Origin of the sequence: Escherichia sp. GZ89 (genome assembly GCF_019366485.1) — a bacterium.
Lineage (GTDB): Bacteria > Pseudomonadota > Gammaproteobacteria > Enterobacterales > Enterobacteriaceae > Escherichia > Escherichia fergusonii.
Map to the genome: position 1 here is coordinate 854,054 of NZ_JAEOHX010000001.1, position 13,806 is coordinate 867,859.

Sequence of the window (13,806 nt, forward strand, 5' to 3'; positions counted from 1 at the left end):
GAAAAAAAGCCCCTCAGCCTGAGCGAATGAGGGGCCAAATTGCAGAGTACAGCTTTTTTATACTTTGTTAGTCAAAATTAACTGTCCGTTACTATCGAGTGGAATTTGGCTGCCAGGATCTTTATCCATGCGAATTTTGCCCTGCTGATCACCTATTTTATAGGTCACGTCATAACCGAGCATTTTTTCCGATTTGTCATAAACCGTTTTACAGCGCTGTTGGGTGGTGGTGTAAGTATCACTATTCTGTAATGATCCCTGAATTTGGTTTCCGGCATATCCCCCACCTAATGCTCCGACAACAGTCGCGACATCTTTACCTCGCCCACCGCCAAATTGATGACCAATAACGCCACCTGCGACAGCCCCCAACACTGAACCTGCGATACGATTTTCATCCTGAACAGGACGCCGATGGGTGACCGTCACATTTCGGCACTCCTGACGCGGGATTTTAATCGTCTCCTTAATAGGAGTGGCAGAAACAACCTGTGCATATTGCGGGCCACGCTCAAAGACATTAAGACTGGCTACCGCCGCCACGCCCAGCGCAGCAACTACGCCAATCCCTATCCCCGCCAACATTGATTTATTCACGGGATACCTCCTATTTTCTGGTTGTAACAATATTGCAACCAGAAATAACAGAAGCCAATGAGACAGAGGATGAAAAAAGATGAGCTGGTTAAAATCACCCGCAGTTTGAGATTCTTCTCAAGTGATGAGTCAGACGGTGATGCAGATTCATCACCGTCTGACCAGCAGATTAATGAAGTTTAAGTCGTGGGCGAATAACGCGGTTAATGCTACCCACCAGCATCATTAATCCGGTTTTGAAATAACCGTGAAGGGCAATCTGGTGCATACGATAAAGCGAGATATACACAAAGCGAGCAATTCGCCCCTCAATCATCATAGAACCTTTGGTCAGGTTGCCCATCAGGCTACCGACTGTCGAGAAGTTTGACAGCGAAACCAATGAACCATGATCTTTATAACGGTAACTTTTCAGGGGCTTACCGTTCATTTGTGCCAGAATATTCTGTAACGCACAGGTTGCCATTTGATGGGCCGCCTGAGCGCGTGGCGGTACAAAGCCTCCTTCCGGGCGAGCACAGGACGCGCAATCACCAATTGCATAAATATCTGCATCGCGCGTGGTTTGCAACGTCGGCTCAACCACCAGTTGGTTGATACGGTTTGTTTCCAGGCCACCAATATCTTTGAGGAAATCTGGTGCTTTGATGCCCGCTGCCCAAACCATCAGGTCTGCTTCGATATATTCGCCATCTTTGGTATGCAAGCCACCAGCATCCGCGCTGGTTACCATTGTTTGCGTCAACACTCGCACACCCAGTTTGGTCAGTTCGTTATGCGCGGCACTGGAGATTCGTGGCGGCAGAGCAGGCAGAATGCGCTCTCCTGCTTCAACCAGCGTGACGTTCAGGGCTTCGTTCGTTAGCCCTTTGTAGCCGTAACTATGTAACTGTTTTACTGCATTATGCAGTTCTGCGGATAACTCAACCCCGGTTGCCCCACCACCAACAATAGCAATATTAACTTTGCCGTTAGAGCCAAGGTTAGCGGAGTACTTCAGGAACAGATTCAGCATCTCCTGATGAAAGCGACGAGCCTGATGCGGGTTATCAAGGAATATGCAGTTCTCTTTAACACCTGGTGTGTTGAAATCGTTGGAGGTGCTTCCCAGTGCCATGACCAGTGTGTCATAAGCAATTTTGCGCTCCGGTACCAGCAATTCACCTTTTTCATCGCGCAGTTCGGCAATGGTAATGGTCTTCGCTTCACGATCGATATCTTTCACTGAGCCTAGCTGGAACTCAAACCCATGATTACGGGCATGAGCGAGGTAGCTCAGGGCATCTACTCCTTCATCCAGAGACCCCGTCGCCACTTCGTGCAGCAGCGGCTTCCACAAATGACTGTGGTTTCTGTCAACAAGCGTAACTTTCGCTTTTTTCTTGCGCCCCAGTTTATGACCCAACTGCGTTGCCAGTTCCAGTCCGCCAGCGCCTCCGCCGACAATCACGATTCTTTTCAATGGCGTAGTCAACGTGACCCCCTTAAAATGATTAACCAATTGTTAACTAAAAGTTATTAAAATAGCCTTTAATTAACAATAGGTTACGCTAATGAAAACGTTCCTCGCATTTGAGAATAACACGAATGGTGCATTGGTCATACCAAAATTGATATGAATCAAGTTTTCTTGCTGAAAAGATAGTCAAAGGTATGTGGTTAGATCAAAAAAACCAGTCCGAAGACTGGTTTCATAGCAACATTTTTGACTGTTTTAGCCGAGGGTTTTAAACGCTTTGATACGCTGCAAATGCGGTGAGATATTTTTGAACTTATGAGTCTGCTCTTCATCCCAGACAATTTCATAAAAGTGATGAAGTTCATCTGCCGAACGCTGGCTATTAAGGGCCTCATCATGACGTGACAGAATCACCAGGCAGCGATCGCGGTTTTTTTCACGGAAATTGGTCACGCACTTGGTGGCAATATCAGCATACTCTTCCGGGCGATCAATTTTGCCTTCCATATTTTCATAGGGGAACAGGTTAGGATTAAAGACTACCTGGCGGATATCACACAAAAAACCAATTCTTTCCGCCCAGTATCCCCCCAATCCGACACCACAAATCAGTGGCCGGTCATCCACATTTAACTGCAACATTTTATCCACCTCTTTCAGCAGATGTTGCATGTCATGTTTTGGATGACGGGTGCTGTAGCTTATCAACCTGACATCCGGGTCGATAAATTGCAGTTGCAAAACTTTTTCGTGGTTACCCGGACTGTTTGAGTCAAAACCGTGTAAATAAATTATCATCGCATCCTCACCTTGAGTCAGGGTTAGTGACCTGCTTTCTCTTCCTGCCAGCGTTCATGCAACTGATTTAATTGGGCGCTAATGTTTTTCCAGCGCGGCGAGTCCATCAGTTCCTGACGCGAAAATGAACCTTTATGATACAAACGTGTAACACGTGGCGCATTGATCGGCGACAGATTATCTAAAACACTGGTTGCTCCCTTACGATTATTGCAGACCAGGATCATATCGCAACCGGCATCAAGTGAAGCCTGCCCACGCTCGGCATAACTCCCCATAATTGCTGCCCCTTCCATCGACAGATCGTCTGAAAAAATCACACCATCAAATCCAAGCTCTCCGCGCAAAACGGTTTTAAGCCAGTGCGATGAACCGCTTGCCGGGCGCGGATCAACCGAACTGTAAATTACGTGAGCGGGCATAATGGCATCGAGTTTATTTTCGCGGATTAACTGACTAAATACCGACATATCTTTATTACGGATATCCTCTTCTGGACGAGGATCACACGGCGTTTCTTTATGCGAGTCGGCCGTCACAGCACCATGTCCCGGGAAATGTTTGCCGGTCGTTTTCATCCCTGCTTCATGCATACCATCAATAAATTTACTCGCTATCGCCAGCGCTTTTTGCGGATCAGCATGATACGAACGCTCACCAATTGCCGCGCTGATGTGCCCGACATCCAACACTGGAGCAAAGCTGATATCAATATCCATGGCGATCATTTCGCTAGCCATCAGCCAACCGGCTTCTTGTGCCAGTTTGCCCCCTTCGTCCATCCCCAGCAGTGCAGCAAAAGATTGGGCCGCAGGTAATCGCGTAAAACCATCGCGAAAACGCTGTACACGACCGCCCTCCTGATCCACGGCAATCACCAAATGATTGCGTGATGCCGCGCGGATTTGCCGTACCAGTTCACGTAATTGCTGCGGATCGTGGTAATTACGCGTAAAGAGAATCAGCCCACCAACCAGTGGATGTGCCAATATTTCTCTCTCTTCCGCGTCCAGTTCATAACCTTCGACATCCAACATTACTGGACCCACACTGCTCTCCTTATTCTTCTATTAAAACTGATGCCAGGTTTCATCGGCCAGCCTGATAAAGTGTTCTTCGCCGGTCTGTTGCCAGCGGTACTCAAACCACCCTGCTTTCAGCATCTGTAGCCATGGTTGCCAGCGTCTAACCTGACGCCACAACTGCCCGGCGTCTATCCTGGCAAGGTGCGCATAATCGTTAACTAGTGCCCGTTGCTGTTGTTCCTTTTCAACCCAAACCGCAGCCAGCTCCAACGCCACATCACCATCACCAGCATACTCCCAGTCAATCAACCGCAGTCCTTTTGCAGTAATTACCAGATTTGCGGCATGAACATCCATATGCAATGGGCTTAATCGTAATGGTTGCGGTTCACGAACATGACGTAAACGTTTAAGCCAACGTAACCACAACGGCGTGCGACGTGCAGGATCACTTCCCTGCCAGTATTGTTCCAGAAGGGGTAACAGCAATATCCGCCAGCCAAAACACGGTTGTTGATGCAGATGATACAGTAAACACACAAGTTCGTTGGTATCTGGCAGGCAGGAAGGCACTTCTCCCACGAGATAATCGACTGCCATCCATCCAGGGCGATACAACCGAGGCCTTGGTGCCAGCGTTTCTGGCAGACGGGAAAGCACATGATACTGGCGCAGAAATATTGATTCAGCTGATGAGGGATCATGCGGACGGCGCAAAACTAAGCGCTGCTCATCATTTTCAATAACAACACTACTGCCGCTAAGCCCACACTGGCAGGACTCCACAAGATAATATTGCGGGAAATAGCGCGACAGTATCTCGTCGCGCGTTAGCGAATTATTGCTGCTGTACTGCACCTTTACCTGACCAGATGATCTCGCCGGTCTGTACCAGCATCAGTTGCATTTGTAAGGTTGGTGCGTTGACATTGCCAGACGCACTAGAGTAAAGCACATAATGAGCACCTACATTGCGTGCAATACCTATCGCCTTGCTCCGGGTTCCAAGGCTGTCCTGAGGTGATAAACCAAGCTGCTGTTTTGCCATCGAAAGTTGCTGGGCAGACACTAAGGTGAATTTACCGTTATTCGCCAGAGCATTGCGTAAGGTCTCTGTAGCTTCACCCGCATTCAGCGTACCGTTAGTCCGGTTGTTGACGCTGTCCACCAACAGGACGCTACCGGCGCTTACGCCATCAGCCTGCAGCATTTTACCAACCATTGGTTGCATCGCCCCATTCCAGTCGTAATGTCTGACATGCGGTGCTGGCGGAGCTGTTTGGTCTTCATGCTCTACCGGCCCTGGTTGTTGCGGGATCGTCGGCACAGATGGCACGGTGGTTACAGGTGGTTGTGGTTGCACTGGCTGCTCCGGTGTAGGTTTTACTTCTTCGACTGGTGCAGGTTCTCGTTGCAATGTACAACCGGCGAGGAACATCGCCAGCGCGGCAACTATGGCGTAGCGATTGATTTTTATCATCAAGTTTCACCCCTTATAAATAAAGATAAAGTCTGACTTTGTGCGCCCCAAGATATCTGGCGCTGCCGTACAACGTTACCGACGAACGTGCCGGTATAGTCACGCTGCGCGGCGCTTCCAGAGGATGCATCTCCAGTCCTCTGGCGTCATACCAGTAAAACCGATAATGGACGGTTACAGGTTCTTGCCGTTCGTTATAAAGTGTTGAGGATGCAGAAGGCTGGATATCCGACGTTTTTAGCTCTGGTTTTTGCGCCGTCACTCCTGCAGCCAGTAAAGTGGATTCCATTACCAGCGTCTGCTCGTCATTAACCGGAATTTCCGGATGCGATCGGCAGCCCGCCAGAAGCATAAAAATCACAGATAGCGCAATGCATCCTCTGGACATTATTACAGACCTTTATGTGCCAACATTGGGCCGAGGGCTCGTCCACCGAGCAGATGCATATGAATATGGTACACCTCTTGCCCGCCATGACGATTGGTATTCATGATTAAGCGATAACCATCCTCGGCAATACCTTCCTGTTCGGCAATTTTCGCTGCGACGGTAATCATGCGCCCCAGCGCCTGTTCGTGCTCAGCGGTAACGTCATTAACCGTGGGGATCAGAATGTTAGGGATGATTAAAATATGGGTAGGAGCCTGCGGTGAGATATCGCGAAATGCGGTCACCAGATCGTCCTGATATACGATATCGGAGGGGATTTCACGACGAATAATTTTGCTGAATATTGTCTCTTCTGCCACGACATTTTCCTTCTTCAAAGAGTCACTGCGTTGCGCCATGCTACGCTAACCATAATGCGAGTATAGAGTATGAGCGACTTCTTCCCGCCCTTTCAACCTTAAGCCCCGATTTTTTAAGCAGAAAGTCTGTTCACCGGTGTTCTTATAACCATTTCTTTCGTTTAATTCGAACAGAACAAGGTAAATACGCTCTCTTCATGTGACCCAGTAAACAAAAACTTCTCTTTGCAAAGTATATGAACGACCTGTTCAGCCCACCGCGCAAATCTGGTAGATGCTCAAATATTAAAAAAGGCAGCCATTCGGCTGCCTTAGTCTCCCCAACGTCCTACTGCTTAGTTGTTACGGATGTATTCATCCATTTCAGTTTTCAGGTTATCGGATTTAGTACCGAAAATAGCCTGAACACCGGAACCAGCAACAACCACGCCAGCTGCGCCCAGTTTTTTCAGGCCTGCCTGATCAACTTTCGACACGTCAGCCACGCTTACACGCAAACGAGTAATACAAGCGTCAAGGTTGGTGATGTTTTCTTTACCACCGAATGCAGCAACCAGTGCTGGTGCCATTTCGCTGGTAGCACCTGCTTTCGCATCTTCAGTGGCATCCTCACGGCCCGGAGTTTTCAGATCCAGCGCTTTAATCAGTACGCGGAAGATAGTGTAGTAAACAATCGCGTAACCGAGACCAACAATCGGGAACAGCCACAGTTTGCTGCTGTTACCAGAAAGTACGATAAAGTCGATCAGACCGTGAGAGAACGACGTACCATCACGCATACCCAGCAGGATACAGATTGGGAATGCCAGACCTGCAAGAATCGCGTGGATAATGTACAGGATCGGCGCCACGAACATGAAGGAGAACTCGATCGGCTCGGTGATACCGGTCAGGAACGAGGTCAACGCGGCGGAGATCATGATACCGCCCACTTTCGCGCGGTTTTCTGGTTTAGCTGAATGCCAGATAGCAATTGCAGCCGCTGGCAGGCCGTACATTTTGAACAGGAAGCCACCAGACAACATACCCGCAGTCGGGTCACCCGCCATATAACGCGGGATATCGCCGTGGAAAACCTGGCCTGCAGCGTTGGTGTATTCGCCGATCTGCATCTGGAAAGGTACGTTCCAGATGTGGTGCAGACCAAATGGCACCAGGCAGCGTTCAATAAAGCCATAAATACCGAACGCGACTACCGGGTTCTGGTAAGCAGCCCACTGAGAGAATGCCTGGATTGCAGAACCGATTGGTGGCCAAATGAAGGACAGCACCACACCGGTGAAAATAGCAGCCAGACCAGAGATAATCGGTACAAAACGTTTACCCGCGAAGAAGCCAAGATACTCAGGCAACTTGATACGGTAGAAACGATTGAACATGTACGCTGCAATCGCACCGGAAATAATCCCCCCAAGAACACCAGTATCTGCCAGGTGTTTTGCGGCAATTTCTTCAGCGGGTAAGTGCAGAACCAGCGGCGCAACCACAGCCATGGTTTTGACCATGATGCCATAGGCAACAACAGCGGCCAGCGCCGAAACGCCATCGTTATTGGTGAAGCCCAGGGCCACACCGATAGCGAAAATAAGCGGCATATTTGCAAAAACGGAACCGCCTGCTTCTGCCATGACATGTGACACAACTGCTGGCAGCCAGCTGAAGTTTGCCGAACCGACGCCAAGCAGAATACCTGCGATTGGCAGTACGGATACCGGCAGCATCAGCGATTTACCGACCTTTTGCAGGTTAGCAAATGCATTCTTAAACATAATTGAGAGTGCTCCTGAGTATTGGTGCTTTTCTACGTTCTCACGCATTGGCGAGGGGGGAGAACCTCGCCCTGTACAGGGCATCTAAGTACCCTTTATTTATTACACAGAGTAAAATAAATCAGTAAGATTTTGTTTGACGGCTATCACGTTTCAAATTCACGTAACCAGCAAAGATGCACAAACGGACAAAAAACATGTCTGAATGTTTCAGTGCGGTTATTCACCGCGCAAATTACGGCGGTGAACTTTACTCGTTTTATGTATTAATTACGAGGACTAAAATAAGTCAATTATTGGTCAGATTGCAGGCGAGACGGTTCGATGTGAAACAGGCGGGCAAAGTTTTCAGTGGTGACCTGCGCCAGTTCATCCACAGAAACACCTTTCAATACGGCCATATATTCTGCAACGTCACGCACCATGGCTGGCTGGTTTTCTTTACCCCGGTGCGGTACCGGAGCAAGATACGGCGAGTCGGTTTCCACCAATAAGCGATCCAGCGGTACATAACGGGCAGCATCTCGTAGCTGCTCAGCATTACGGAAGGTCACAATACCGGAAAAAGAGATGTAAAAACCTAGATCCAGCAACTTACCTGCCGTTTCTCTGTCCTCTGTAAAACAGTGTAGTACGCCACCGCAATCCGTCACTTTTTCTTCGCGCAGAATTGTCAGCGTATCGGCTCTTGCATCTCGTGTATGCACAATAACGGGTTTGTTAAGCTCCCGACCGATCTGAATATGTTGAATAAATGACTCTTGCTGGCGAACTTTAGTTTCTGGAGTGTAGTAATAATCAAGGCCAGTTTCACCCAAAGCCACAACGCCCTCTTCTGCCGCCAGGCGACGTAAATCTTCAACATCATAAGGATCGTTCTGGTTGAGCGGATGTACTCCACAAGAAAAGACAACGTTATCGCGTTCGCCAACCAGATCTCGCATATGAAGGTAACCCGGTAATGTTGTGGCAACCGCAAGGCAAAATTTCACATCACGAGCAGCGGCTTTTGCCAGCACGTCATCCACGTCCTTATGCAATGATTGATAATCCAGACCATCAAGATGGCAGTGTGAGTCAACTAAAAACATAATATCTCGCTTAAAGATGGGGAACAGGCAGCACTGTGCCTGGTTGCAGGTAATTCTCAATACGAAGAAGGAGATCGGTTAACAACAGCTCGCGATTCAAACTGTTTACCGTTAATAACTGTTCGCGAGTCTGGCAGACGTCACGAAGGATCGCCTGAATTCGCGTTGCAGAAAGTTGCCGTGCGATAGTTGCAATCAGACTATACGCATCAGCATTGGTCATAGAAGACGCGCCATGCTGATATTTTAGAGCATCTGTTAACAACGTCGCCAGCCAGTGCAATCTGTCAGGAACGTGTTCATGATTCAGACTGGGTAACAATGAATACCAGTCACCATTTTGTACACTGCCGGACAACGCCTGGCATAAGGTGTCTCTTTGCGACCATGCTTCAGATTGCAGCAATGTCAATGCCGCTCCTGGCGCTCCTGAGCTTAAACGCAACGCAGCAAGTAACACTTCTTGTGACGCCGTCACTTCCCGGGCAAGCCAGGTAATCGCATACTGTTCTGGCGGTGGTGCCAGATGATGCACCAGACAGCGGCTACGTAAAGTTGCCAGTAAACGCGCAGGTTCTTTAGTGGCAAGGAAAAACCAGGTATCTGCCGGCGGCTCTTCCAGCGTTTTTAACAGTGCATTCGCTGCAGCATCTGTGAGCAAAGCGGCATCAGGTATCCAGACCACTTTTGCCCCCCCAAGTCGGGAATGCTCATAGAGTTTTTCGCTAACCTCACGCACTGCGTCAATGCCCTGCGCATTTTTGCCTTTTTCAGGAATGAGGGCATAGTAATCCGGATGCGTACCCGCTTGCATGAGTTGGCAGCCACGACAGTGCCCACAGCTTTTATTACCCTGGGGTTGTTGGCAAAGCAGGTAACGGCTGAGCGCATAAATTAATGCGTCATCGCCCATACCTGGCAGCGCCTGAATCAGTAGCGCATGGTGACCCCTTCCTGCCTGATAGTTCGCTACCAGTTTTTCGAAGTCTGGTCTTAACCATGGATACCATTTCATGCGCCCTGCTCCTTCACCCAGGTTGTCACAGTTTGTCGAATATCAGCCATGACACACTCAAGCGATTGCGTGGCATCGATAGTGCGGATGCTGGCATCCTGAGCTGCAAGTTCCAGATAACGCGCACGAGTACGGTTAAAGAAGTCGAAGGACTCCTGCTCAATACGGTCCAGTTCACCACGCGCTCGTGCACGTTTTAGACCTACTTCAGGCGTAACGTCGAGATACAGAGTCAGGTCCGGGCGAAAATCACCTAACACGGCATCACGTAGTGTTGCCAGCATGGTTTGATCAACACCACGACCGCCCCCCTGATAAGCCTGAGTCGATAAATCATGACGATCACCAATCACCCAGGTACCTTTCGCCAGTGCAGGCTTAATGACTGTCTCCACCAACTGGACGCGGGCTGCATAAAACATCAGAACTTCAGCCTTCTCAGTGATGACTTCATCACCGACGGATTTTATATCCAGCACCAGGCTCCTCAGTTTCTCAGCCAACTGCGTCCCTCCTGGTTCACGGGTAAAAATCATCTCACGAATGCCCAGTTGCTCAAGTGTCTCCACCACAACGTTACGCGCAGTGGTTTTACCTGCACCTTCCAGCCCTTCGATGACGATATAGTTACTGCGCATTTTTTTCCTTAAGCACTTTTAAATAGTCCTGCACTGACCGATTGTGGCTGGCAAGATTAGTGTTAAATGTATGACCACCTTTACCATCGGCGACAAAATAGAGATATGGCGTTTTCGCCGGATGTGCCGCAGCCTGTAATGAGTCTTCGCCAGGTGTGGCAATTGCCCCCGGCGGCAGGCCATTGATGGTATAGGTATTATAAGCCGTCGGCGTTTCAAGATCCGCGCGGGAAAGATTGCCATTATAGCGCTCTCCCATACCGTAAATCACGGTAGGATCGGTTTGTAAACGCATTCCCGTACGCAAGCGGTTAATAAACACCGAAGCAACACGATCACGTTCACTGGCTACCGCAGTCTCTTTCTCAATGATAGAGGCCATGGTGACCAGTTCATTTTTATCTTTATACGGCAACCCTTCTGCGCGCTTTTCCCAGATACCATCGACAACTTTCACCATTTTCTGGTGCGATCGCTTCAATAACGCCACATCGGTTGTGTTTGCGGTATACATCCAGGTATCTGGCCAAAACCAGCCTTCGATCCACTCAGGTTTTTCCAAATCTAACGCTTTAGCGACAGTTTCGTACTGATCATCGCTCAGGGTATGTTTGATATAAGGCGCTTCACGTAGTTGCTTGAGGTAATCGCGTAGACGCATTCCCTCGACCATTCGTAACGGAAACTGAGCTTCTTTACCGCTTTCCAGCAATTGCAGCATCTCGCGTACCGTCATTTGTGGCGTAAAGCGATACGTTCCGGCTTTGAAACGCGACAGATCAGGCTCGATACGTAACAACCACTGGAACACTCGCGGTCGATTGATAATTTTCGCCATGTAGAGCTGCTCACCGAGTGCCAATCTGCCAGTACCCGATTTAAGCGTAAATATTGCTTCGTTTTTAATTAACAATTTACTGTCAGCGAACTGACGAACTTTCCACATGCCCACGCCTGCGGCAATGCCCAGTACAATCAACAACAGCAAAAGGACAAATAACAATTTTTTCATAATGAATTCGGGTGCTCACAAAGTGGGGCTAAAAACTCAAATAATTGTCTCGAAGACAGCAACTTATCACCACAGGTGCGTACGGGAATGACGGGCATCAGCGCATTACAAAGCAAAATTTCATCTGCCGCCATTACCTCTTCCGGTCGAGCCTGAACTTCGACAACACGATAAGAAGATTGTGCCAATAAATGGATACAGAATTGTCGCATAATGCCCTTCACACCGGCATATTCAAGGCTCGGTGTATAAACCACATTTCCCTGTCGCCAGAATAAATTAGCTGCGCAGCATTCCGTAACCCATCCTTCGCTGTCAAGAACAAGTGCCTCGTCAGCAGTTGTCTGATCGAGATGTGTCCGGATCAACACTTGCTCCAGCCGATTAAGATGCTTAATTCCTGCAAGTAAGGGATTGCGACCCAGGCGAACAGGGCTGAGAGTTAGCGTAATTCCCTTCTGTCGCCAGCGGGAATAATGCTCTGGATATGCAGAAACGGACAAAATTCGGCCTGGTGAGTGACAACTGCCAGGACTGTAACCACGACCACCACTACCACGAGTGATAATCACCTTAAGCACACCACTTTTATGTTCCCTTGCCAGAGTTTCCATTTCCAGTTGCAGTAACTCCCACTGCTCAAAGGTAATCATCAATTTAATGCAGGCATCCTGTAATCGCCGGATATGCTCTGTGAGCATAATCACATGTCCATCCTGAATACGTGCGGTGGTGAAACATCCATCACCAAACTGCGTCGCTCTGTCACTCGCGGCCAGCCATGTTTGTTTTTGACCATTTATTAAGAACATACTGGCTCCCTATCGTTTTGAATAAGTTTGGCAGTTTGAACACATCAGGACAAGTCTGCTGCATATACATGAAAAAAGGCCCGCAAGCGGACCTTTAATAGAAGAGTGATACGGATATTAGATCTTTTTAAAGATCAGCGAACCGTTAGTGCCACCAAAACCGAAAGAGTTACACAGCGTATACTCCATACCGCTTACCTGGCGCGCTTCGTGTGGTACGAAGTCCAGATCGCAACCTTCATCCGGATTATCCAGGTTAATGGTTGGCGGAACAGCCTGATCACGCAGCGCCAGGATAGAGTAGATTGACTCTACCGCGCCCGCTGCGCCTAACAGGTGACCGGTCATAGATTTGGTGGAACTAACCAGCACACGGCTTGCTGCATCACCAAATACAGACTTCACAGCCTGCGCCTCAGCTTTGTCGCCTGCCGGTGTGGATGTACCGTGAGCATTGATGTAACCAATCTGACCTGGTTCAATAGCTGCGTCACGCAATGCGTTAACCATCGCCAGAGCAGCACCTGCACCATTTTCTGGCGGTGACGTCATATGGTAAGCATCGCTGCTCATACCAAAACCAACGACTTCTGCGTAAATTTTTGCACCGCGAGCTTTAGCATGTTCGTACTCTTCCAGTACCAGCATGCCTGCGCCATCACCCAGTACAAAACCATCGCGATCTTTATCCCATGGACGACTTGCCGCTTGAGGATTATCGTTACGGGTAGAAAGTGCACGTGCCGCGCCAAAGCCGCCAACACCCAGAGGTGTACTGGCTTTCTCTGCACCACCAGCAACCATTACGTCAGCATCGCCAAATGCGATGATACGCGCAGCATGACCGATGTTATGCACACCAGAAGTACAGGCGGTTGCAATGGAAATGCTAGGGCCACGCAGGCCATACATGATGGTCAAGTGACCAGCCACCATGTTTACAATCGTCGACGGAACGAAAAACGGGCTGATTTTACGTGGACCACCATTTACCAGAGAGGTATGGTTTTCTTCAATCAGGCCGAGACCACCGATACCAGAGCCAATCGCGGCACCAATACGGGTTGCGTTCTCTTCCGTTACTTCGAGGCCAGAATCCTGTATGGCCTGAACGCCAGCGACAATTCCATATTGAATGAAGGCATCCATCTTGCGCTGTTCTTTGCGCGAGATAATGTCATCACAGTTAAAATCCTTTACTAAGCCAGCAAATTTCGTTGCATAGGCGCTAGTATCGAAATGGTCGATTAGGCTGATGCCACTCTGACCGGCAAGGAGAGCTTTCCAGGTAGACTCTACGGTATTGCCGACAGGAGACAACATGCCCAGTCCGGTCACAACTACACGACGCTTAGACACG

General features: G+C 49.0%; 15 protein-coding genes. All 15 read right to left on the minus strand.

Going from position 1 to position 13,806, the window contains the following annotated elements:
• Nucleotides 1–57 precede the first annotated feature (57 nt).
• Nucleotides 58–597: a glycine zipper 2TM domain-containing protein gene (locus tag K0335_RS04115; RefSeq protein WP_104917359.1), complete on the minus strand. Its 540-nt coding sequence runs from the start codon at nucleotides 595–597 to the stop codon at nucleotides 58–60.
• Between the two features lie 169 nt (nucleotides 598–766).
• Nucleotides 767–2,071 (minus strand): NADH-quinone dehydrogenase, encoded by a 1,305-nt coding sequence (ndh, locus tag K0335_RS04120; RefSeq protein WP_002431502.1) that lies wholly within the window; start codon nucleotides 2,069–2,071, stop codon nucleotides 767–769.
• Between the two features lie 240 nt (nucleotides 2,072–2,311).
• Nucleotides 2,312–2,854, minus strand: coding sequence for an alpha/beta hydrolase YcfP (ycfP, locus tag K0335_RS04125; RefSeq protein WP_000587924.1), 543 nt, complete (start codon nucleotides 2,852–2,854; stop codon nucleotides 2,312–2,314).
• A 23-nt stretch (nucleotides 2,855–2,877) separates the two neighbouring features.
• Nucleotides 2,878–3,903 (minus strand): beta-N-acetylhexosaminidase, encoded by a 1,026-nt coding sequence (gene nagZ, locus K0335_RS04130; RefSeq protein WP_219393739.1) that lies wholly within the window; start codon nucleotides 3,901–3,903, stop codon nucleotides 2,878–2,880.
• Between the two features lie 21 nt (nucleotides 3,904–3,924).
• Entirely contained in the window at nucleotides 3,925–4,737 is an 813-nt protein-coding gene (thiK, locus tag K0335_RS04135) for a thiamine kinase (protein ID WP_219393740.1), read from the minus strand.
• Nucleotides 4,718–5,359 (minus strand): penicillin-binding protein activator LpoB, encoded by a 642-nt coding sequence (lpoB, locus tag K0335_RS04140; RefSeq protein ID WP_000590813.1) that lies wholly within the window; start codon nucleotides 5,357–5,359, stop codon nucleotides 4,718–4,720. The genes thiK and lpoB overlap by 20 nt, the downstream gene beginning before the upstream one ends.
• Before the next feature lie 13 nt (nucleotides 5,360–5,372).
• The gene (locus K0335_RS04145; protein ID WP_000086289.1) at nucleotides 5,373–5,747 is read right to left on the minus strand and encodes a YcfL family protein; all 375 of its coding nucleotides are present in this window, start codon (nucleotides 5,745–5,747) and stop codon (nucleotides 5,373–5,375) included.
• A 2-nt stretch (nucleotides 5,748–5,749) separates the two neighbouring features.
• Nucleotides 5,750–6,109, minus strand: a complete 360-nt coding sequence (hinT, locus tag K0335_RS04150) for a purine nucleoside phosphoramidase (protein WP_002431499.1) — start codon at nucleotides 6,107–6,109, stop codon at nucleotides 5,750–5,752.
• A 335-nt stretch (nucleotides 6,110–6,444) separates the two neighbouring features.
• Nucleotides 6,445–7,878: a PTS glucose transporter subunit IIBC gene (gene ptsG / locus K0335_RS04155; protein WP_000475694.1), complete on the minus strand. Its 1,434-nt coding sequence runs from the start codon at nucleotides 7,876–7,878 to the stop codon at nucleotides 6,445–6,447.
• A gap of 293 nt (nucleotides 7,879–8,171) precedes the next feature.
• Entirely contained in the window at nucleotides 8,172–8,969 is a 798-nt protein-coding gene (locus tag K0335_RS04160; protein WP_000480263.1) for a metal-dependent hydrolase, read from the minus strand.
• Between the two features lie 10 nt (nucleotides 8,970–8,979).
• The gene (gene holB / locus K0335_RS04165; RefSeq protein ID WP_000872464.1) at nucleotides 8,980–9,984 is read right to left on the minus strand and encodes a DNA polymerase III subunit delta'; all 1,005 of its coding nucleotides are present in this window, start codon (nucleotides 9,982–9,984) and stop codon (nucleotides 8,980–8,982) included.
• Complete coding sequence (tmk, locus tag K0335_RS04170; RefSeq protein WP_001257366.1) at nucleotides 9,981–10,622, minus strand: dTMP kinase; 642 nt, start codon at nucleotides 10,620–10,622, stop codon at nucleotides 9,981–9,983. The genes holB and tmk overlap by 4 nt, the downstream gene beginning before the upstream one ends.
• Nucleotides 10,612–11,634, minus strand: a complete 1,023-nt coding sequence (gene yceG, locus K0335_RS04175) for a cell division protein YceG (RefSeq protein ID WP_000734596.1) — start codon at nucleotides 11,632–11,634, stop codon at nucleotides 10,612–10,614. The genes tmk and yceG overlap by 11 nt, the downstream gene beginning before the upstream one ends.
• On the minus strand, nucleotides 11,631–12,446 hold the full coding sequence (gene pabC / locus K0335_RS04180; protein WP_000478696.1) for an aminodeoxychorismate lyase: 816 nt from the start codon (nucleotides 12,444–12,446) through the stop codon (nucleotides 11,631–11,633). Before pabC ends, yceG begins: the two co-directional genes overlap by 4 nt.
• A gap of 117 nt (nucleotides 12,447–12,563) precedes the next feature.
• On the minus strand, nucleotides 12,564–13,805 hold the full coding sequence (gene fabF / locus K0335_RS04185) for a beta-ketoacyl-ACP synthase II (protein ID WP_219393741.1): 1,242 nt from the start codon (nucleotides 13,803–13,805) through the stop codon (nucleotides 12,564–12,566).
• Between the last annotated feature and the right edge of the window lies 1 nt (nucleotide 13,806).

What these genes read in the sequence shown, in the direction of transcription:
- ycfP (WP_000587924.1), bottom strand. Translation starts at nt 2,854, where the DNA reads ATGATAATTTATTTACACGGTTTTGACTCAAACAGTCCGGGTAACCAC.
- lpoB (WP_000590813.1), bottom strand. Translation starts at nt 5,359, where the DNA reads ATGATAAAAATCAATCGCTACGCCATAGTTGCCGCGCTGGCGATGTTC.
- K0335_RS04145 (WP_000086289.1), bottom strand. Translation starts at nt 5,747, where the DNA reads ATGTCCAGAGGATGCATTGCGCTATCTGTGATTTTTATGCTTCTGGCG.
- ptsG (WP_000475694.1), bottom strand. Translation starts at nt 7,878, where the DNA reads ATGTTTAAGAATGCATTTGCTAACCTGCAAAAGGTCGGTAAATCGCTG.
- K0335_RS04160 (WP_000480263.1), bottom strand. Translation starts at nt 8,969, where the DNA reads ATGTTTTTAGTTGACTCACACTGCCATCTTGATGGTCTGGATTATCAA.
- holB (WP_000872464.1), bottom strand. Translation starts at nt 9,984, where the DNA reads ATGAAATGGTATCCATGGTTAAGACCAGACTTCGAAAAACTGGTAGCG.
- tmk (WP_001257366.1), bottom strand. Translation starts at nt 10,622, where the DNA reads ATGCGCAGTAACTATATCGTCATCGAAGGGCTGGAAGGTGCAGGTAAA.
- yceG (WP_000734596.1), bottom strand. Translation starts at nt 11,634, where the DNA reads ATGAAAAAATTGTTATTTGTCCTTTTGCTGTTGTTGATTGTACTGGGC.
- pabC (WP_000478696.1), bottom strand. Translation starts at nt 12,446, where the DNA reads ATGTTCTTAATAAATGGTCAAAAACAAACATGGCTGGCCGCGAGTGAC.